The 18,301-nt window shown below is 69.7% G+C and carries 23 protein-coding genes; 20 read left to right on the top strand and 3 right to left on the bottom strand.

Going from position 1 to position 18,301, the window contains the following annotated elements; all coding sequences use genetic code 11:
• Positions 1–108 precede the first annotated feature (108 nt).
• The 15 genes from hisG (at position 109) to tatC (ending at position 10,417) form a co-directional block, all read left to right on the top strand.
• The gene (hisG, locus tag IM787_RS02000; RefSeq protein ID WP_193674952.1) at positions 109–777 is read left to right on the top strand and encodes an ATP phosphoribosyltransferase; all 669 of its coding nucleotides are present in this window, start codon (positions 109–111) and stop codon (positions 775–777) included.
• Positions 774–2,090 carry a histidinol dehydrogenase gene (hisD, locus tag IM787_RS01995; protein ID WP_193674951.1) on the top strand — a complete coding sequence of 439 codons (1,317 nt, stop codon included), beginning with the start codon at positions 774–776 and terminating at the stop codon, positions 2,088–2,090. Before hisG ends, hisD begins: the two co-directional genes overlap by 4 nt.
• 62 nt (positions 2,091–2,152) lie before the next feature.
• Entirely contained in the window at positions 2,153–3,229 is a 1,077-nt protein-coding gene (gene hisC / locus IM787_RS01990; RefSeq protein WP_193674950.1) for a histidinol-phosphate transaminase, read from the top strand.
• Positions 3,226–3,822 carry an imidazoleglycerol-phosphate dehydratase HisB gene (gene hisB / locus IM787_RS01985; protein ID WP_193674949.1) on the top strand — a complete coding sequence of 199 codons (597 nt, stop codon included), beginning with the start codon at positions 3,226–3,228 and terminating at the stop codon, positions 3,820–3,822. Before hisC ends, hisB begins: the two co-directional genes overlap by 4 nt.
• The gene (gene hisH, locus IM787_RS01980; protein WP_227494037.1) at positions 3,819–4,472 is read left to right on the top strand and encodes an imidazole glycerol phosphate synthase subunit HisH; all 654 of its coding nucleotides are present in this window, start codon (positions 3,819–3,821) and stop codon (positions 4,470–4,472) included. Before hisB ends, hisH begins: the two co-directional genes overlap by 4 nt.
• A 55-nt stretch (positions 4,473–4,527) precedes the next feature.
• A complete protein-coding gene (gene hisA, locus IM787_RS01975) occupies positions 4,528–5,268 on the top strand; it encodes a 1-(5-phosphoribosyl)-5-[(5-phosphoribosylamino)methylideneamino]imidazole-4-carboxamide isomerase (protein WP_193674948.1) in 741 nt (246 codons plus the stop codon).
• An 18-nt stretch (positions 5,269–5,286) separates the two neighbouring features.
• Positions 5,287–6,465 (top strand): AAA family ATPase, encoded by a 1,179-nt coding sequence (locus IM787_RS01970; RefSeq protein WP_193674947.1) that lies wholly within the window; start codon positions 5,287–5,289, stop codon positions 6,463–6,465.
• A gap of 23 nt (positions 6,466–6,488) precedes the next feature.
• Complete coding sequence (gene hisF, locus IM787_RS01965; protein WP_193674946.1) at positions 6,489–7,268, top strand: imidazole glycerol phosphate synthase subunit HisF; 780 nt, start codon at positions 6,489–6,491, stop codon at positions 7,266–7,268.
• A gap of 23 nt (positions 7,269–7,291) precedes the next feature.
• On the top strand, positions 7,292–7,681 hold the full coding sequence (gene hisI / locus IM787_RS01960) for a phosphoribosyl-AMP cyclohydrolase (RefSeq protein ID WP_193674945.1): 390 nt from the start codon (positions 7,292–7,294) through the stop codon (positions 7,679–7,681).
• 4 nt (positions 7,682–7,685) lie between these two features.
• Positions 7,686–8,048, top strand: a complete 363-nt coding sequence (locus tag IM787_RS01955; protein ID WP_193674944.1) for a phosphoribosyl-ATP diphosphatase — start codon at positions 7,686–7,688, stop codon at positions 8,046–8,048.
• A 19-nt stretch (positions 8,049–8,067) separates the two neighbouring features.
• Positions 8,068–8,421, top strand: coding sequence for a DUF4870 family protein (locus tag IM787_RS01950; RefSeq protein WP_193674943.1), 354 nt, complete (start codon positions 8,068–8,070; stop codon positions 8,419–8,421).
• On the top strand, positions 8,418–8,777 hold the full coding sequence (locus IM787_RS01945; RefSeq protein WP_193674942.1) for a histidine triad nucleotide-binding protein: 360 nt from the start codon (positions 8,418–8,420) through the stop codon (positions 8,775–8,777). Before IM787_RS01950 ends, IM787_RS01945 begins: the two co-directional genes overlap by 4 nt.
• Before the next feature lie 82 nt (positions 8,778–8,859).
• Positions 8,860–9,105, top strand: a complete 246-nt coding sequence (gene tatA / locus IM787_RS01940) for a Sec-independent protein translocase subunit TatA (RefSeq protein WP_193674941.1) — start codon at positions 8,860–8,862, stop codon at positions 9,103–9,105.
• 20 nt (positions 9,106–9,125) lie between these two features.
• Positions 9,126–9,584, top strand: coding sequence for a Sec-independent protein translocase protein TatB (gene tatB / locus IM787_RS01935; protein WP_193674940.1), 459 nt, complete (start codon positions 9,126–9,128; stop codon positions 9,582–9,584).
• Between the two features lie 38 nt (positions 9,585–9,622).
• Positions 9,623–10,417: a twin-arginine translocase subunit TatC gene (tatC, locus tag IM787_RS01930; RefSeq protein WP_193674939.1), complete on the top strand. Its 795-nt coding sequence runs from the start codon at positions 9,623–9,625 to the stop codon at positions 10,415–10,417.
• Positions 10,418–10,546: 129 nt separating this feature from the next.
• Here tatC and IM787_RS01925 read toward each other — a convergent pair whose 3' ends face one another.
• Complete coding sequence (locus IM787_RS01925; protein WP_193674938.1) at positions 10,547–11,713, bottom strand: S1C family serine protease; 1,167 nt, start codon at positions 11,711–11,713, stop codon at positions 10,547–10,549.
• A 50-nt stretch (positions 11,714–11,763) separates the two neighbouring features.
• On the bottom strand, positions 11,764–13,029 hold the full coding sequence (locus IM787_RS01920; protein ID WP_193674937.1) for a nucleotidyl cyclase domain-containing protein: 1,266 nt from the start codon (positions 13,027–13,029) through the stop codon (positions 11,764–11,766).
• An 87-nt stretch (positions 13,030–13,116) separates the two neighbouring features.
• Here IM787_RS01920 and IM787_RS01915 point away from each other — a divergent pair, with 87 nt between their 5' ends.
• Both IM787_RS01915 and pdxA read left to right on the top strand, forming a co-directional pair.
• Entirely contained in the window at positions 13,117–13,875 is a 759-nt protein-coding gene (locus IM787_RS01915) for a Nif3-like dinuclear metal center hexameric protein (protein ID WP_193674936.1), read from the top strand.
• Positions 13,872–14,894 carry a 4-hydroxythreonine-4-phosphate dehydrogenase PdxA gene (gene pdxA / locus IM787_RS01910; protein ID WP_193674935.1) on the top strand — a complete coding sequence of 341 codons (1,023 nt, stop codon included), beginning with the start codon at positions 13,872–13,874 and terminating at the stop codon, positions 14,892–14,894. Before IM787_RS01915 ends, pdxA begins: the two co-directional genes overlap by 4 nt.
• Here the strand turns inward: pdxA and mscL are convergent.
• Complete coding sequence (gene mscL / locus IM787_RS01905) at positions 14,891–15,328, bottom strand: large conductance mechanosensitive channel protein MscL (protein WP_193674934.1); 438 nt, start codon at positions 15,326–15,328, stop codon at positions 14,891–14,893. The two genes, pdxA and mscL, sit on opposite strands and share 4 nt — an antisense overlap.
• Before the next feature lie 122 nt (positions 15,329–15,450).
• On the opposite strand from mscL, the gene petA reads away from it, so the two are divergent.
• The 3 genes from petA to IM787_RS01890 are packed head-to-tail and all read left to right on the top strand — an operon-like array spanning position 15,451 to position 18,237.
• Complete coding sequence (gene petA, locus IM787_RS01900; protein WP_193674933.1) at positions 15,451–16,044, top strand: ubiquinol-cytochrome c reductase iron-sulfur subunit; 594 nt, start codon at positions 15,451–15,453, stop codon at positions 16,042–16,044.
• 7 nt (positions 16,045–16,051) lie between these two features.
• On the top strand, positions 16,052–17,464 hold the full coding sequence (locus IM787_RS01895) for a cytochrome b (protein WP_193674932.1): 1,413 nt from the start codon (positions 16,052–16,054) through the stop codon (positions 17,462–17,464).
• A gap of 17 nt (positions 17,465–17,481) precedes the next feature.
• Positions 17,482–18,237, top strand: a complete 756-nt coding sequence (locus IM787_RS01890) for a cytochrome c1 (protein WP_193674931.1) — start codon at positions 17,482–17,484, stop codon at positions 18,235–18,237.
• Positions 18,238–18,301 lie beyond the last annotated feature (64 nt).

The following is an 18,301-nucleotide window of genomic DNA, read 5'->3' as shown; positions in this document are numbered from 1 at the left end:
CGAAGCGCCTGCGGCGCCTCCCCCCAGGGGGCGCCACCAGCGGCCCGGCAAAGCCGGTTCCGCGGTGGCACCGAAAGGTGCAGGGCATCTCATCGGATAATGGTGAGCATGAACACCGTGGCGAAGCCCGCCATCACCCTCGCCCTCTCCAAGGGCCGCATCTTCGACGAAACCCTGCCGCTCCTGAAAGCCGCCGGGATCACCGTCCTGGAAGACCCGGAGAAGTCCCGCAAGCTGATCCTGCCGACCAGCAACCCCGACCTCCAGGTGGTCCTGGTGCGCGCCAGCGACGTGCCCACCTACGTGCAGTACGGCGGCGCCGACCTCGGCGTGACGGGCAAGGACACGCTGATCGAGCACGGGGGTCAGGGCCTGTACCAGCCGCTGGACCTGCAGATCGCGCGCTGCCGCGTCAGCGTGGCGGTGCGCGCCGACTTCGACTACGCGTCCGCGGTGCGCCAGGGCGCCCGCCTCAAGGTCGCCACCAAGTACGTTTCCATCGCGCGCGACTTCTTCGCCGCCAAGGGCGTGCACGTCGACCTGATCAAGCTGTACGGCAGCATGGAGCTCGCGCCCCTGACCGGCCTGGCCGACGCCATCGTGGACCTCGTGTCCACCGGCAACACGCTCAAGGCCAACCACCTGGTCGAAGTGGAGCGCATCATGGACATCAGCTCGCGCCTGGTGGTGAACCAGGCCGCGCTCAAGCTGAAGCAGGAACCCATCCGCCACCTGATCGACGTGTTCACGAAGACCGTCAACGCCACCCCGAAATGACCCTGTCCGCCCGACCCCTGCGCCTCTCGACCACCGAGGGCGGCTTCGATGCCGCGCTGGCGGCGCGGCTGCATTGGTCGGCGGACACGGACGCCGGGATCGAGAAGGTGGTGGCGGACATCATCGCCGACGTGCGCAGTCGTGGCGACGCCGCGGTGCTGGAGTACACGAACCGCTTCGACCGGCTGGCCGCCACCTCCCTGCGCGAGCTGGAGCTGGGACAGGCCGAGATGAAGGCGGCCTTCGAAGGCCTGCCGGCCCGGCAGCGCGAAGCGCTGGAGAACGCGGCGCGCCGGGTGCGCAGCTACCACGAGGCGCAGAAGAAGGCGTCCGGCGAGAGCTGGTCTTACCGCGACGCGGACGGCACGCTGCTCGGCCAGAAGGTCACCCCGGTCGACCGCGTCGGCATCTACGTGCCCGGCGGCAAGGCGGCCTATCCGTCGTCCGTGCTGATGAACGCGATTCCGGCGCAGGTCGCCGGCGTGGCCGAGATCATCATGGTGGTGCCGCACCCCGGCGCGCAGAACGCGCTGCTGCTGGCGGCCGCCTGGCTGGCGGGCGCGACGCGGGCCTTCACCATCGGCGGTGCGCAGGCGGTGGCCGCGCTCGCCTACGGCACCGAGACCGTGCCGCGCGTCGACAAGGTCACCGGCCCCGGCAACGCCTACGTCGCCAGCGCCAAGCGCCGGGTCTTCGGCCAGGTCGGCATCGACATGATCGCCGGCCCGAGCGAGATCCTCGTGCTGGCCGACGGCACGACGCCCGCCGACTGGGTGGCGATGGACCTGTTCTCGCAGGCCGAACACGACGAGCTGGCGCAAAGCATCCTGCTGTGCCCCGACGCCGCGTACATCGACGAAGTGCAGCGGGCCATCGACCGCATGCTCCCCGAGATGCCGCGCGCCGGGATCATCGCCACGTCGCTCACCAACCGCGGCGCCCTCATTCGCACGCGCAGCATGGAAGAGGCCTGCGAGATCAGCAACCGGGTCGCCCCGGAACACCTGGAGATCGCCAGCGCCGACCCGCACCGCTGGGAGCCGCTGCTGCGGCATGCCGGCGCGATCTTCCTCGGGGCGTACACGAGCGAGTCGCTGGGCGACTACTGCGCCGGCCCGAACCACGTGCTGCCCACCAGCACCACCGCCCGCTTCTCCAGCCCCCTGGGCGTCTACGACTTCCAGAAGCGCAGCAGCCTGATCGAGGTGAGCCAGGCCGGCGCGCAGGTGCTGGGCGTGATCGCCGCCGAACTCGCGTACGGCGAGGGTTTGCAGGCCCATGCCCGGGCCGCCGAGCTGCGCCTGAAGCGATAGCGTACGATGGGGGCCATCCCCCGAGAATTTCCGACCGGCCCGCGCCCGCGGGCCCGCCTGCCATGAGCGCCCGCCTAGACCAGTTGATCGCCACCCGCATCCGCCAGGACGTGCAGTCCATGCACGCCTACGCCATCCAGGACTCCCGCGGCATGGTCAAGCTCGATGCCATGGAGAACCCGCACCGGCTCGCGCCCGAACTGCAACGGGCGCTGGGCGAACGCCTGGGCGCCGTGGCGCTGAACCGCTATCCCGGCGGCCGCATCGACGACCTGAAGAAGGCGCTGGCGCGCCACGCCGGCCTGCCCGACGGCTTCGGCCTGATGCTGGGCAACGGTTCCGACGAACTGATCTCGTTGCTGGCGATGGCCTGCGACGTGCCCGGCGCGACGGTCCTGGCGCCGATGCCCGGTTTCGTCATGTATGCCATGAGCGCGCAGCTGCAGGGCCTGAAGTTCGTCGGCGTGGACCTCACGCCCGACCTGGAACTCGACGAGCGCGCGATGCTGGATGCCATGGCGCTGCACCAGCCCGCCATCGTGTACCTCGCGTACCCGAACAACCCCACCGCCACGCTCTGGAACGACGCCGTCATCGAGAAGATCGTGGAGGCCGCGCCTGGGCTGGTGGTGATGGACGAGGCCTACCAGCCCTTCGCGGCCCGCAGCTACATGGACCGCATCACCCGGCACGAACACGTGCTGGTGATGCGCACCATGAGCAAGTTCGGCCTGGCCGGCGTGCGCATCGGCTACATGATGGGCCCGGCCCGGCTGGTCGACGAGGTCGACAAGCTTCGGCCGCCCTACAACATCAGCAGCCTCAACTGCGAAACCGCGCTCTTCGCGCTGGAACACGAGGACGTCTTCGCTGCGCAGGCCGCGGAGATCCGCTCCGAGCGCGAGCGGCTGCAGGCCGCGCTGCGGGACATGGGCCTGAAGGCCTGGCGCAGCGAGGCCAACATGGTGCTGGTGCGCGTGCCCGACGCCGACCGCAGCTTCGAAGGCATGAAGGCGCGCAAGGTGCTCGTCAAGAACGTTTCTAGAATGCACCCATTGCTGGCCAACTGCCTGCGCCTGACGGTCGGCACGGCCGACGAGAACGCGCAGATGCTCGCCGCCCTGCGATCCACCCTATGAACGCGCCCCGAAAAGCGGAAGTCACCCGCAACACCGCCGAAACGCAGATCACCGTCCGGGTGAACCTGGACGGCACCGGCCAGGCGAAGCTCGCCACCGGCATCGGCTTCTTCGACCACATGCTGGACCAGATCGCCCGCCACGGGCTGATCGACCTGGAGATCGACGCCAAGGGCGACCTGCACATCGACGGCCACCACACGGTGGAGGACGTCGGCATCACGCTGGGCCAGGCCGTGTACAAGGCCGTGGGCGACAAGAAGGGCATCCGCCGCTACGGCCATGCCTACGTGCCGCTGGACGAGGCGCTGTCCCGCGTCGTCATCGACTTCTCCGGCCGGCCCGGGCTGATCATGCACGTGCCGTTCAAGAGCGGGATGATCGGCGCGTTCGACACGCAGCTCGCCTACGAGTTCTTCCAGGGCTTCTGCAACCACGCCTTCGTCACGCTGCACGTCGACAACCTGCGGGGCGAGAACGCGCACCACCAGTGCGAGACGGTGTTCAAGGCCTTCGCCCGGGCGCTGCGGGCGGCGCTGGAGTTCGACCCGCGCTCCGCCGGCACCATTCCCTCGACGAAGGGATCGCTTTGACGCGTCGGACGGTGGCGGTGGTGGACTACGGCATGGGCAACCTGCGCTCCGTGTCTCAGGCGGTGCTGCACGTCGCGGCGCAGGACCCGACGATCACCGCCGTCGTCACGTCCCGCCCCGAAGAGGTGCGGGCGGCCGAGCGCGTGGTGCTGCCGGGGCAGGGCGCCATGCCGGACTGCATGCGCGAGCTGCGCGAATCGGGCCTGCTGGAGCCGGTGCTGGAGGCGGCCGCTTCCAAGCCGCTGTTCGGCGTCTGCGTCGGCATGCAGATGCTGCTCGATCGCAGCGAGGAAGGGCCGACCGATGGCCTCGGCCTGGTGCATGGCGAGGTCGTCCGTTTCCGGCTGGAAGGCCGGCTGCAGCCCGATGGCAGCCGCTACAAGGTGCCGCAAATGGGCTGGAACCGCGTCCGCCAGGCGCGGCCGCATGCGATGTGGGACGGCATCCCGGACGAAAGCTGGTTCTATTTCGTCCACAGTTTCTACGCCCGGCCGTCGGACCCCCGCCACAGTGTTGGGGAATCCGAGTACGGCGCGCGCTTTACCTGTGCGGTCGCCCGGGATAATATTTTTGCGACCCAGTTCCACCCCGAGAAAAGCGCAGCCCAGGGGCTCCACCTCTATCGCAACTTCCTGCACTGGAATCCCTGACCGCCCAGGAAGCGGTCCCCTTTCCCTCCCTCCAGTCGCACCGCAGCACCTTCCCATGCTCCTGATACCCGCGATCGACCTGAAAGACGGCCACTGCGTACGCCTGAAGCAGGGCGACATGGGCCAGGCCACCACCTTCAGCGAAGACCCCGCCGCCATGGCGCGGACCTGGCTGGAACGCGGGGCCCGGCGCCTGCACCTGGTGGACCTCAACGGAGCCTTCGCCGGCAAGCCGCAGAACTTCGCCGCCATCCGCTCCATCCTCAAGGCGGTCGGCGACGACATCCCGGTGCAGCTGGGCGGCGGCATCCGCGACCTCGACACCATCGAGAAGTACATCGACGGCGGCCTGCGCTACGTGATCATCGGGACGGCGGCGGTGAAGAACCCCGGCTTCCTCAAGGACGCCTGCACCGCCTTCGGCGGCCACATCATCGTCGGCCTCGACGCCAAGGACGGCAAGGTGGCCACGGACGGCTGGAGCAAGCTGACCGGCCACGAGGTCGTCGACCTGGCCAAGAAGTTCGAGGACTGGGGCGTGGAGTCCATCGTGTACACCGACATCGGCCGCGACGGCATGCTCTCGGGCATCAACATCGAGGCGACGGTGAAGCTCGCGCAGGCGCTCACCATCCCGGTGATCGCTTCCGGCGGCCTCGGCTCGATGAAGGACATCGAGGCGCTCTGCGCGGTGGAGGACGAGGGCATCGAAGGCGTGATCTGCGGCCGCGCGATCTACTCCGGCGACCTCGACTTCGCCAAGGCCCAGGCCCGCGCGGACGAACTCCAGGGCTGACGCCCGCCCCGGCCGAGCGTGCTGCGTACGCTGGCCATCGCCAACTACCGCTCGCTGCGCGACCTGCGGGTGCCGCTCGGCCAGCTCACGCTCGTCACCGGCCCCAACGGCAGCGGCAAGTCCAGCGTCTACCGCGCCCTGCGGCTGCTCGGGGAGACGGCGTATGGCGGCGTCGTGCGTTCCCTCGCCCGCGAAGGCGGGCTGCCGTCGGTGCTGTGGGCCGGCCCGGAGAGCCTTTCGGCGGCGATGCGCCGCGGCGACGTGCCGGTCGAAGGCGGGCGGCGGACGAAGCCGGTGAACCTGCGGCTCGGGTTTGCCGGCGATTCGGCGCAGGACTTCGGCTACGCGATCGACATCGGCCTGCCGCCGCCCGTGCCCGCCACCGTGTTCAGCCGCGACCCCGAGATCAAGGCCGAAGCCGTGTGGTCGGGGCCGGTGCTGCGGACCTCCGCCCAGCTGGTGCGCCGCCAGGGCGCGTTGCTGCAGACGCGCGAGGGCAGCCGCTGGGAGGCGGTCGACCGCCTGCTGCCTCCCTACGCCAGCATGCTGGCCGAGTTCGTCGACCCGCGCACGGCGCCCGAGATGCTGGCGCTGCGCGAGCAGATCCGCGGCTGGCGCTTCTACGACCACTTCCGCACCGACGCGGATTCGCCGGCGCGGCAGCCGCAGGTGGGCACGCGCACCACCGTGCTGGGCCATGACGGTGCCGACGTCGCCGCCGCGATCGCCACCATCCGCGAGATCGGCGACGGCGAAGCCTTCGACGCCGCGGTGGACGACGCCTTCCCGGGCGCGCGGATCGAAGTCCGCATCGACGGCGCCCAGTTCGGCGTGCGCATGCACCAGCCGGGATTGCTGCGGCCCCTCGACGCGGCGGAGCTCTCCGACGGCACCCTGCGCTACGTGCTGTGGATCGCGGCGCTGCTGACGCCGCGGCCGCCGCCCCTGCTGGTGCTCAACGAACCGGAATCGAGCCTGCACCCGGACCTGCTGCCGGCGCTGGCGCGGTTGATCGCCCATGCCGCGCAGTCCTCGCAGGTGGTGGTGGTCTCGCACGCGGCACGCCTGATCGCGGCGCTGGAGGACGCGCAGGACCTCGACGTCCGCTCCGTGGTGCTGGAGAAGGAGCTGGGGGAGACGCGCATCCTGAATGTCGACGAGGACGACCTCCCGCCCTGGAACTGGCCGGACCGCTGAGGGCCCCCGCCTAGAATCGGCCCATGCTCGCCAAACGCATCATCCCCTGCCTGGACGTGACCGGTGGCCGCGTGGTCAAGGGCGTCAACTTCGTGGAGCTGCGCGACGCGGGCGACCCGGTGGAGATCGCCGCCCGCTACAACGAGCAGGGCGCCGACGAACTCACCTTCCTCGACATCACGGCGACCAGCGACGGGCGCGACCTGATCCTGCACATCATCGAGGCGGTCGCCTCGCAGGTGTTCATCCCGCTGACGGTCGGCGGCGGCGTCCGCACGGTCGAAGACGTGCGGCGGCTGCTCAATGCGGGCGCCGACAAGACCAGCTTCAACTCCGCGGCCCTCGCCAACCCGGACGTGATCTCCGCGGCTTCCGCCAAGTACGGCGCCCAGTGCATCGTGGTGGCCATCGACGCCAAGAAGCGCAGCCCCGAGGACGCCGCGGCGCGCGGGCCGGGCTGGGACGTCTACAGCCACGGCGGCCGCCGCAACACGGGCCTGGACGCGGTGGCCTGGGCGACCCAGATGGCGCAGCGCGGCGCCGGCGAGATCCTGCTCACCAGCATGGACCGCGACGGCACCAAGTCGGGCTTCGACCTCGCGCTGACGCGGGCCGTCAGCGACGCCGTGCCGGTGCCGGTCATCGCCTCCGGCGGCGTCGGCAACCTGGAGCACCTGGCCGACGGCATCCAGCAGGGCGGCGCCGACGCCGTGCTGGCCGCGAGCATCTTCCACTACGGCGAATACACCGTCGCGCAGGCGAAGGCGCGGATGGCCGAACGGGGTATCCCCGTCAGGACCTGAGGACCTTGGGGGAGAATAGCCCCATGGACTGGCTCGCCGAAGTGAAATGGGATGCGCAGGGGCTCGTGCCCGTCATCGCGCAGGAGGCCGCCACGGGCGACGTGCTGATGTTCGCCTGGATGGACCGCGAAGCGCTGGCGAAGACGGCCGAGACCGGCCGCGCCGTCTATTTCAGCCGCTCGCGCGGCAAGCTGTGGTTCAAGGGCGAGGAGTCCGGCCACGTCCAGCAGGTGCACGAGATCCGCATGGATTGCGACAACGACGTGCTGCTGCTGAAGGTGACGCAGCACGGCCACGACCCCTCCATCGCGTGCCACACCGGCCGCCACAGCTGCTTCTTCCACCTTTACCGCGACGGCGCCTGGCAGGCGGTGGAACCCGTCTTGAAAGACCCGTCGTCCATCTACAAGTAGAACCATGACCGACCCGCTGGCCCGCCTGGCCGCCGTCATCGAAAGCCGCAAGCCCGCCCACGGCGGCGACCCGAAGGCGAGCTACGTCGCCCGGCTGCTGCACAAGGGCCCCGACGCCTTCCTCAAGAAGATCGGGGAGGAGGCGACCGAGGTCGTCATGGCGGCCAAGGACCTCGATCGCGGCGGCGATCCGGCCAAGCTGGTCGGCGAGGTCGCCGACCTGTGGTTCCACTGCATGATCGCGCTCGCCCACTACGGCCTGGAGCCGGCGGACGTGGTCGCGGAACTCCAGCGCCGCGAGGGCCTGAGCGGTCTGGAGGAGAAGGCGCTGCGCAAGGCGCGCGAGCGCGAAGGCAACGGCGAGTAACCTGCGAAGGAGAAGCGCGATGGCCGAGACCGACTACGCGACCCTGGAAGACAAGACGCCCGGCGACCGCACGGTGATGCACGTCCTGTACGGCCTGCACACCCTGGCGCCGTTCACGGCGTGGACGCTGGCGATCATCGCGGTGATCGTCAACTACGTGAAGCGCACCGACGAGGCCGACCCGCTCTACGCGCGGCACCACAGCTACATGATCCGCACCTTCTGGTGGGCGCTGCTGTGGCTGGTGGTCACGTCGCCGCTCTACCTGCTGTTCGTCCTGCCCGGCTTCATCGCCACGGTCATCATCGGCTGCTGGTACCTGTACCGCTACCTGCGCGGCTGGCTGCGGTTCAACGACAATCAGCTGCCATGAGCCAGGACCCCAGCTGCATCTTCTGCAAGATCGTCGAAGGCAAGATCCCCTCGAAGAAGGTCTACGAGGACGACGAGGTCCTCGCCTTCCACGACATCCACCCGTGGGCGCCGGTCCACTTCCTGCTCATCCCGAAGCAGCACATCGTGTCGATGGCCCACGTCGACGCTTCCCATGCCCCCTTGCTCGGCAAGCTGATGAGCCTGGTGCCACAGCTGGCGCAGCAGGAAGGCTGCCGGCCCTACCCGGAAGGGGGTTTCCGCCTCGTGACCAACACCGGCGCCGACGGCGGGCAGGAAGTGCCGCACCTGCATTTCCACGTGATCGGCGGCCCGCGGCCGTGGCTCAAGGGCTGACCGGCGCCTGACGGGAACCGGCCAGGCCGGATGAACTTCGCTGCCCGACTAGAATCCGAGTCAGGCTAGACAGGAGTCATCCATGGGTTCGTTTTCCATTTGGCATTGGTTGGTGGTGCTGCTGATCGTCGTGCTGGTGTTCGGCACGAAGAAGCTGAAGAACATCGGCGGCGACCTCGGCGGCGCGGTGAAGGGCTTCAAGGACGGCATGAAGGACGGCAGCGCGCCGGAGACGCCGGTGCCGCCCGCGGGCCAGGTGACGTCGTCCACCGCCGCCCCCGGCGCGGACAAGACCACCATCGACGTCGAAGCCCGCAACAAGTCCTGATCCCGCGTCCGGACTGAGCAGTGCTCGACCTCGGCCTCTCCAAGATGGCGCTGATCGGCGTCGTCGCGCTGATCGTGATCGGCCCGGAAAAGCTGCCGCGCGTGGCACGCACGGTCGGCACGCTCCTGGGCAAGGCCCAGCGCTACGTCAACGACGTGAAGGCGGAGGTCAACCGGTCCATGGAGCTGGACGAGCTGAAGAAGATGAAGGACACGGTGGAGAGCGCGGCGCGCGACGTCGAGTCCTCCGTCTCCACGGCGGCCTCCGACTTCGAGAAGCAGTGGGAGGACGCCACCTCCAGCGCCTACACGCCGCTGCCGGAGCCCCCCGCCTTCCCCGAGTACAAGCACCCGAAGAAGAAGTGGCGCCTGAAGCAGGGCGCGGTGCCCCACTGGTACAAGGCCCGCCAGGGCGTGCGCACGCGGGCCCTGTCCGGCGCGGCCCGTGTGGCAAAGTACCGACCGCAGAAGTTCAACTGAAAGCGGGGCCGGCACCGGCGCCGGCGACCGTTTCCCCTATGTCCACATCCCCCCACGAGCAGGAAGACGAGCTGGCCGGCACCGAGCAGCCCTTCGTGTCGCACCTCATCGAGCTGCGCGACCGGCTGATCAAGGCCATCATCGCGATCGGCATCGTCGCGGCGGTGCTGGCGGTCTGGCCCGGCCCGGGCGCGCTCTATGACATCCTGGCGGCACCGCTCGTGACGCACCTGCCCAAGGGCGCCACGCTGATCGCCACCTCGGTGATCTCGCCCTTCATGGTGCCGCTGAAGATCCTGCTGATGGCGGCCTTCCTGATCGCGCTGCCGGTGGTGCTGTGGCAGGTCTGGGCCTTCGTCGCGCCGGGGCTGTATTCGCACGAGAAGAAGCTGGTGCTGCCGCTGGTGGTCTCCAGCACCATCCTGTTCTTCCTGGGCGTCGCGTTCTGCTACTTCTTCGTCTTCGGCCAGGTGTTCTCGTTCATCCAGGGCTTCGCGCCCAAGAGCATCACGGCCGCGCCCGACATCGAGGCCTACCTGAGCTTCGTGCTGACGATGTTCATCGCCTTCGGCTGCGCCTTCGAGGTGCCGATCGCGGTGATCGTGCTCGCCCGCATGGGCGTGGTCAGCATCGAGAAGCTGAAGGAGTTCCGCGGCTACTTCATCGTGCTGGCGTTCATCATCGCCGCGGTGATCACGCCGCCGGACGTGGTCTCCCAGCTGGCGCTGGCGATCCCGATGTGCCTGCTCTACGAAGTGGGCATCTGGGCCGCGCAGATCTTCATCAAGCACACCAAGGCGCCGGACGAAGAGGGCGAGGCGGCGAAGCCCTAGATTTCGCCTGGCGGCGGTCGACGTCGCGCCGCCTGGCGCGACGTACCCCGGATGCGGACGCCCTGGATTCCCGCCTGCGCGGGAATGACGGCAAGGATCCTCGCCTCCGCGGGGATGACGGGACAGGCCTCAGCGCGCCGGCACGCCGCCCGGCATCGCCTGCTGGCGCGGCTTCGGGCGCCGGCCGGGCGTCACGGTCACGTCGACGTTGTCGTCGCGCCGCTGCAGCTTGAACTTCGTCGCCGTGCCGGGCTTGAGCGAGGCGACCGCCGTGAGCAGTTCGGACACGTTCGCCACGTCCTTCTCGCCCACCTGCACCACCACGTCGCCCGGGCGCACGCCGGCCTGCGCCGCCGGGCCGTTCTGCAGCACGCCGGTGATCAGCACGCCCTTGCGCGCCTTGACGCCGAAGGTCTCCATCAGCTCCGGCGACAGGTCGGCCGGCTCGACCCCGATCCAGCCGCGCGTGACCACGCCGTCCTTCACGATGCCTTCCAGCACCAGCTTGGCGGTGGACACGGGGATCGCGAAGCCGATGCCCATGCTGCCGCCGGAGCGCGAGTAGATGGCGGTGTTGATGCCCATCAGGTTGCCGTTGACGTCCACCAGCGCGCCGCCCGAATTGCCCGGGTTGATGGCCGCGTCGGTCTGGATGAAGTTCTCGAAGGTGTTGATGCCCAGCTGGTTGCGGCCCAGCGCGCTGACGATGCCGCTGGTGACCGTCTGGCCGACGCCGAAGGGATTGCCGATCGCGAGCACCTGGTCCCCCACCTGCAGGGCGTCGGAGTTGCCGAGCGTGATCACCGGAAGGCGGTCGAGGTTGATCTTGAGGATCGCGAGGTCCGTTTCGGGGTCGGTGCCGATCACCCGCGCCCGCGTCTTGCGGCTGTCGTTCAGCGCCACCTCGATCTCGGAGGCGCCCTCCACGACGTGGTTGTTGGTGAGGATGAAGCCGTCCGGGCTGATGATCACGCCGCTGCCGAGGCCGCTCTGCGGCGCGCCGCCCTGGTCGCCGAAGAAGAAGCGGAACCACGGGTCGCTGGGCGTCGAGCGCTCGCCGGCCTTCATGGTGTTGATGCTGACGACCGCCTGCGAAGCCTTCTGGGCGGCGGCGCGGAAGCTGCCGGCCGGCGGCGGCGCGGTGGCCTGCTGCGGCGCCTCGCTGAGGGCGATGCCCGTGTTCCCCGTGGTCACCGTGCGCTGGTCCAGCCATTCGGGCTTCATCGTCATGACGACGAAGTACGCTGCCAGCAGCACCGTGACAGCCTGTGAGAAGACGAGCCAGTAGCGTCGCATGTTGTTGCTTGGGGAAACCCCAAGTGTATGCGCGGCCGCGGCGGCGCGTGTCAGTGGGCGCGCCGCTGCAGGGAGGCCGCCCTCGGGGGCGGTGGCCCGTGCCGCCCGGCCGGGGCGGCTTGCTCCAGCGCCAGCACCTCGCCGGACGCCGGATCGGCCATGGCGGTGCGCGATCGCATCTGCCGGGCGGCTTCGGCCAGGCGCTGGGCGTCGTCGAGCACGTCCTCGACCTCGCCGTGCCCGGGCGCGAGGTGCACGACGCCGACGCCGACGTCGAGGCGGACCCGGACGGGCTCCCCGCCGCGGCCGGTGACCTCGATCGGCCGCCGCAGGCTCGCGGCGACCTTGAGGCCGAGCGTGCGCAGCCAGGGGGAGGCCGGGATGGTCTCGACGAGGGCGACGAAGCAGCGGTCCCAGTAGCGGCCCACCGGGTTCACGACGCCCACCTGCCGCTGCAGCCGCGAAGCGACGGTCATCCAGACCTCGTTCAGGCCGGCGCTGCCGACCAGCGCGGCGATGCGCTCGGGCTCGAACACGGTGACGGCCAGCAGGGCCCCTTCGCGCCGGGTGCGCAATCGGCGCTTGCGCGACGCCACCAGCCGGTGCACCAGCGCGGCACTGCTGTGCAGCCGGGTCACCGGGTCGATCGCCGAAGTGCCGCCGGTCTCGCGCGTGCGCCATTCGTGCCGCTCGCGCCGCCACAGGACGGCGCCGGTCAGGCCGTTGCTCAGGGCCGCGCACAGCGCGACCAGCGCCTGCGCCGGCAGCCCCCAGCGGCCGGGCTGCAGGGCGACGGCGTAGAGCCCCGCGATGGCGGGCAGCGTGAGCAGGCAGCCCGCAGCCATCCAGAGCGCCAGCGGGTCGCCCGTGCGCCAGGCGCGGAAGGTGAGCCAGCAGGTGAGGGCGCTGCCGCCCAGCGCCACCGCTGCCGCCGCCGGCAGGCGCTGCGCCGGCGGCAACCAAAGGGCGGCGATGGCCAGCGCAGGCAGCAGCAGCGCCGACAGGCGCAGGGCTGAGGCCATGAAGCGGTCCCGGTGGGCCGCCCCCAGCCACCCGTGGATCCAGAAGTTCGACAGCCCCACGCACAGCGGGCCCGCCAGCACCTGCAGCACCAGCAGCCGCTGCGCCCCCGGGGAACCGGCCACGCGCAGCACGCCGCTCAGCACCAGCACCAGCAGGAACACGCTGAGGTGGTAGCTCACCGCGCGCAGCTGCGACACGCTGGGGCGCGCCAGCAGGTCCGCCACGCGCGCGGCCGCCACTGCGGCGATCGCGCCGAGCGCCATGCTCCAAACCATCATCGTCAGCGCGCCCATGGCAGCTCCGGTGGCCAGCGCGCATGTTCGGGCGCGGCCGCCGCGGCGTCGGTAGCACAATGCGGGCTGATCGTGCGAACTATGGACATGAGCTCCCGGCAAGACCTGCTGCAGGCCTTCGACACCCTGCTCGCCCCCGAGCGCTTCAAGGACTACGGGCCCAACGGCCTGCAGGTGGAGGGCCGCGCCGAAGTGCGCCGCATCGTCTCCGGCGTCACGGCCAGCCGCGCGCTGATCGAGGCGGCGGTCGCGCGGCAGGCCGACGCCGTCTTCGTGCACCACGGCCTGTTCTGGCGCGGCCAGGACGGCCGCGTGACCGGCTGGATGAAGCAGCGGCTCGCCCTGCTGCTCGCGCACGACATCAACCTGTTCGCCTACCACCTGCCGCTCGACGCGCACCCGGAGCTCGGGAACAACGCCCAGCTGGGGCGGCGGCTCGCGCTGCAGGCGGACAGCCGCTTCGGCGAGCAGGACCTGGGCTTCCTCGGCGGCCGCGCCGACGGCACGGCCTTCGCCGACAGCCAGGCGCTGGCGGCGCACGTCGAAGGGGTGCTGGGCCGCAAGGTGACCTGCGTGCCGGGCGCGTCCGGCCCCCTGCGGCGCATCGCCTGGTGCACGGGCGGCGCGCAGTCGTACTTCGAGGATGCGATCGCCGCCGGCGCGCAGGCCTTCCTGACGGGCGAGATCTCGGAGCCGCAGGCGCACTACGCGCGCGAATGCGGCGTCACCTACGTCGCCTGCGGGCACCACGCGACGGAGCGCTATGGCGCACCGGCCGTGGCCGCGCACGTGGCGGCCCAACTGGGGCTGCAGCACGAGTTCGTGGACGTGGACAACCCGGCATGAGCGGCAGGCCGATCGCGATCACGATGGGCGACCCGGCGGGCATCGGGCCGGAGATCATCGCCAAGGCGTTCGCCCTGGATCCGGCGCTCACGCGCGGCTGCTTCGTCGCCGGCGATGTCGCGTGCCTGCGGCGCGGCGCGGCCTTCGTGTCCGCCGGCGGGCCTGCGCTCCCCGTCGCCATCATCGACGCGCCGTCCGAGGCGTTCGCCGTGCCCCCGCGCTGCATCCCGGTCCTGCAGGTCGGCGCGGGCGCCACGGCGCTGCCCGTGCCCGGCCGGGTGGACGCCGCGGCGGGCCGCCTGGCGGCCGATGCGGTCGTGTGGGCCGCGCGAGCGGCCTTGCGCGGCGACATCGCGGCCCTCGTCACCGCGCCCTTGCACAAGGAAGCGCTTGCGGCGGCTGGCGTCCCCCATCCCGGCCACACGGAACTGCTCCAGGCCGAGGCCGCCGCCCACGCGGGGGTGCCGCCCGCGCGCATGCCGGTGCGCATGATGCTGGCCAACGACGAGCTCCGCACCGTGCTGGTGAGCATCCACGTCTCCTTGCGCGACGCGATCGCCGCCGTGACGCGGGAGCAGGTGCTGGAGACCTTGCGCATCACCGATCACGCCCTGGCCGCCATGCTCGGCCGGCGCCCGCGCATGGCCTGCGCCGGCCTCAATCCGCATGCGGGCGAAGGCGGCCTGTTCGGCAGCGAGGAAGCGGAGGCGATCGCCCCGGCCATCGCGGCGGCACGCGCCGAAGGCGCGCAGGTCGAAGGCCCCTTCGCGCCGGACACCGTGTTCATGCGTGCCCGCCGTGGCGAGTTCGATGTCGTGGTCGCGATGTACCACGACCAGGGACTGATCCCGGTGAAGTACCTCGGGGTGGACAAGGGCGTGAACGTCACGCTCGGCCTGCCGCTGGTGCGCACCAGCCCGGACCACGGGACCGCGTTCGACATCGCCGGTACCGGCCGGGCCGACCCGGCCAGCCTCGTCGAGGCCCTGCGGATGGCGCGGAAGCTCGCCGGCGCCTAGCGGGCGCGCAGGCTGTCGCGGATCTCGCGCAGCAGCAGCACGTCTTCCGGCGGCGGCGCCGGCTCGGCCGCGGCTTCCGGCGGCGCCTTGTGGCGGCGCAGCCGGTTGATCTGCTTGACCATCAGGAAAATGATGAAGGCCAGGATCAGGAAGTTGACCGCGACGGTGATGAAGTTGCCCCAGGCCAGCACCGGCACGCCGGCCTTCTTCAGCGCGTCGAGCGTCATCGCGGTGCCGGCGGGCACGTCGCCGAGCACCCAGAACTTCTGCGAGAAGTCCAGCCGGCCGACGACGCGGCTGACCAGCGGCATGACCACATCCCCCACCAGCGAGTCGACGATCTTGCTGAAGGCGGCCCCGATGATGACGCCGACCGCCAGGTCCACCACGTTGCCCTTGACGGCGAACTCGCGGAACTCGTGCAGCAGTTTCATGGCCCCTCCGGCGTTGTTGGATGCCGCGCAGTATGCGCCAGCCACGGCGGGCTGGAATTCGCTGTAAACGACCCGCTACAATCGCGGGTTGACCCTAAACAGCAGAGATCCTTGAGGACCCCATGAGCAACTCCACGGTCGACGCCAGCAAACGGACGTGGCTGATCGCCTCCGGTTGCGCGGGCGCGGTGGGCGCAGGCTTCGTTGCCGTCCCCTTCGTCAGCAGCTTCCAGCCCTCCGAACGCGCCAAGGCTGCCGGCGCCCCGGTCGAAGTCGACATCTCCGCGCTGCGGCCCGGCGAGAAGATGACGGTCGAATGGCGCGGCAAGCCGGTCTGGATCCTGCGCCGCACGCCGGAGCAGGTCGCGGCCCTGCCGAAGATCGACAACCAGCTCGCCGACCCCAAGTCCGAGCGCACGGCCTACCCGACCCCCGAGTACGCGAAGAACGAGGCGCGCTCCATCAAGCCCGAGTTCTTCGTGGCGGTCGGCATCTGCTCGCACCTCGGCTGCTCGCCGACCGACAAGCTGGCGGCCGGCCCGCAGCCCTCGCTGCCGGACGACTGGCAGGGCGGCTTCCTGTGCCCCTGCCACGGCTCGACCTTCGACCTGGCGGGCCGGGTGTACAAGAACAAGCCCGCGCCCGACAACCTGGAAGTGCCCCCGCACATGTACCTGTCGGACACGCGCCTGCTGATCGGCGAAGACAAGGCCTGAGAGACCCATGGCTGAATTCAAGGACATCTCCCCGAACGCCACCGCCGGCGCCAAGCTGAACAACTGGCTGAACAACCGGTTCCCGACCGCGTACGACGCGTACAAGGTCCACATGTCGGAGTACTACGCTCCGAAGAACTTCAACTTCTGGTACTTCTTCGGCTCGCTGGCGCTGCTGGTGCTGGTGATCCAGATCGTCACCGGCATCTTCCTGGTGATGCACTACAAGCCGGACGCGAACCTCGCCTTCGCTTCGGTCGAGTACATCATGCGCGACGTGCCGTGGGGCTGGCTGATCCGCTACATGCACTCCACCGGCGCCTCGGCGTTCTTCGTGGTGGTGTACCTGCACATGTTCAAGGCGCTGATCTACGGCAGCTACCGCAAGCCGCGCGAGCTGGTGTGGATCTTCGGCTGCCTGATCTTCCTGATGCTGATGGCCGAAGCCTTCTTCGGCTACCTGCTCCCGTGGGGCCAGATGTCCTACTGGGGCGCGCAGGTGATCGTGAACCTGTTCGCCGCCGTGCCCTTCATCGGCCCGGACCTCGCCCTGCTGATCCGCGGCGACTACGTGGTGTCCGACGCGACGCTGAACCGCTTCTTCAGCTTCCACGTCATCGCCATCCCGCTGGTGCTGCTGGGCCTGGTCGTCGCCCACCTGCTGGCGCTGCACGACGTCGGTTCCAACAACCCCGACGGCATCGACATCAAGGCCAAGGACTACCCGAAGGACGCCAGCGGCCACTCGGTGGACGGCATCCCCTTCCATCCCTACTACTCCGTGCACGACATGGTGGGCGTGGGCGTGTTCCTGATGGTGTTCAGCGCGATCATCTTCTTCGCGCCGGAACTGGGCGGCTACTTCCTGGAGTACAACAACTTCATCCCGGCAGACCCGCTGAAGACCCCGCCGCACATCGCGCCGGTCTGGTACTTCACGCCGTTCTACTCGATGCTGCGCGCCACGACCGACATCATGGTCAACGTGTTCTGCGTGATCCTGGCACTGGCCGCCGTCTTCGCGGTGCTGCGCATGCGCCTGTCGACGATGGCCAAGGGCGCCGTGATCGTCGGGGCACTGGTCGCGATCCTGCTGCTGAAGGTCTTCGACGCGAAGTTCTGGGGCGTGGTGGTGATGGGCGTGTCCGTGATCATCCTGTTCTTCCTGCCCTGGCTGGACAAGAGCCCCGTGCGCTCCATCCGCTACCGTCCGGGCTGGCACAAGTGGGTCTACGGCATCTTCGTGGTGTGGTTCTTCGTGCTCGGCTACCTGGGCATCCAGGCGCCCTCCGACGTGAAGACCCTCGTGGCCCAGGTCGGCACGCTGTATTACTTTGGCTTCTTCCTGCTGATGCCGTGGTGGAGCCGCCTCGGCACCTTCAAGCCGGTGCCGGACCGCATCACCTTCGCCGCGCACTGACGAAGGAGCGACCCAGAATGAAAAAACTGATCCTCATCGTGATGGCGGCGCTCGGCATCGCCGCCGGCGCGCACGCGGCCGAAGGCGGGATGGCCTGGGACAAGGCCCCGGACCGCACCAACGACCTGCCGGCGCTGCAGAACGGCGCCAAGCTGTTCGTCAACTACTGCCTGAACTGCCACTCGGCGGCGTTCATGCGCTTCAACCGCCTGCAGGACATCGGCATCTCCGAGCAGCAGATCAAGGACAACCTGCTGGTCGGCACCGACAAGGTCGGCGACCCGATGAAGTCCGCGATCAACGCGAAGGAAGCCAAGGAATGGTTCGGCGGCCTGCCGCCCGACCTGACGCTGATCGCCCGCTCGCGTTCCGGCGCCAGCGGCAGCGGCGCCGACTACATCTACACCTTCCTGCGCACCTTCTACCGCGACGCGGAGAAGCCCACCGGCTGGAACAACCTGGCGTTCCCGAGCGTCGGCATGCCGCATGCGCTGTGGGAACTGCAGGGCGTGCGCGAGCCGCAGTTCGACACGATCCAGGAACACGGCCACGACGTGAAGGTGTTCAAGGGCTGGAAGCAGGTGTCGCCCGGCACCATGACGCCGCTGCAGTACGACCAGGCGATCGGCGACCTCGTCGGCTACCTGCAGTGGATGGGCGAGCCGGCGCAGAACCAGCGCATCCGCATCGGCGCCTGGGTGCTGCTGTTCCTGGGCGTGCTGACGGTCATCTTCTGGCGCCTGAACGCGGCGTTCTGGAAGAACGTGAAATAGGGCGAAGGCGCGCTCCGGCCCCGGCCGGACACGCGTCGCGAGCCGTTGTAGAGTGGGCAGCATC

Origin of the sequence: Ramlibacter pallidus (genome assembly GCF_015070875.1) — a bacterium.
GTDB lineage: Bacteria > Pseudomonadota > Gammaproteobacteria > Burkholderiales > Burkholderiaceae_C > Ramlibacter > Ramlibacter pallidus.
This window is presented reverse-complemented; position numbering and strand designations above follow the sequence as displayed.

Coding starts and splice junctions, on each gene's coding strand:
- hisD (WP_193674951.1), top strand. CDS start 774: ATGACCCTGTCCGCCCGACCCCTGCGCCTCTCGACCACCGAGGGCGGC.
- hisI (WP_193674945.1), top strand. CDS start 7,292: ATGGACTGGCTCGCCGAAGTGAAATGGGATGCGCAGGGGCTCGTGCCC.
- pdxA (WP_193674935.1), top strand. CDS start 13,872: ATGAGCGGCAGGCCGATCGCGATCACGATGGGCGACCCGGCGGGCATC.
- tatA (WP_193674941.1), top strand. CDS start 8,860: ATGGGTTCGTTTTCCATTTGGCATTGGTTGGTGGTGCTGCTGATCGTC.
- IM787_RS01890 (WP_193674931.1), top strand. CDS start 17,482: ATGAAAAAACTGATCCTCATCGTGATGGCGGCGCTCGGCATCGCCGCC.
- hisA (WP_193674948.1), top strand. CDS start 4,528: ATGCTCCTGATACCCGCGATCGACCTGAAAGACGGCCACTGCGTACGC.
- petA (WP_193674933.1), top strand. CDS start 15,451: ATGAGCAACTCCACGGTCGACGCCAGCAAACGGACGTGGCTGATCGCC.
- IM787_RS01915 (WP_193674936.1), top strand. CDS start 13,117: ATGAGCTCCCGGCAAGACCTGCTGCAGGCCTTCGACACCCTGCTCGCC.
- IM787_RS01945 (WP_193674942.1), top strand. CDS start 8,418: ATGAGCCAGGACCCCAGCTGCATCTTCTGCAAGATCGTCGAAGGCAAG.
- IM787_RS01920 (WP_193674937.1), bottom strand. CDS start 13,029: ATGGGCGCGCTGACGATGATGGTTTGGAGCATGGCGCTCGGCGCGATC.
- hisB (WP_193674949.1), top strand. CDS start 3,226: ATGAACGCGCCCCGAAAAGCGGAAGTCACCCGCAACACCGCCGAAACG.
- IM787_RS01895 (WP_193674932.1), top strand. CDS start 16,052: ATGGCTGAATTCAAGGACATCTCCCCGAACGCCACCGCCGGCGCCAAG.
- mscL (WP_193674934.1), bottom strand. CDS start 15,328: ATGAAACTGCTGCACGAGTTCCGCGAGTTCGCCGTCAAGGGCAACGTG.
- tatC (WP_193674939.1), top strand. CDS start 9,623: ATGTCCACATCCCCCCACGAGCAGGAAGACGAGCTGGCCGGCACCGAG.
- IM787_RS01925 (WP_193674938.1), bottom strand. CDS start 11,713: ATGCGACGCTACTGGCTCGTCTTCTCACAGGCTGTCACGGTGCTGCTG.
- hisF (WP_193674946.1), top strand. CDS start 6,489: ATGCTCGCCAAACGCATCATCCCCTGCCTGGACGTGACCGGTGGCCGC.
- hisC (WP_193674950.1), top strand. CDS start 2,153: ATGAGCGCCCGCCTAGACCAGTTGATCGCCACCCGCATCCGCCAGGAC.
- IM787_RS01955 (WP_193674944.1), top strand. CDS start 7,686: ATGACCGACCCGCTGGCCCGCCTGGCCGCCGTCATCGAAAGCCGCAAG.
- hisG (WP_193674952.1), top strand. CDS start 109: ATGAACACCGTGGCGAAGCCCGCCATCACCCTCGCCCTCTCCAAGGGC.
- IM787_RS01950 (WP_193674943.1), top strand. CDS start 8,068: ATGGCCGAGACCGACTACGCGACCCTGGAAGACAAGACGCCCGGCGAC.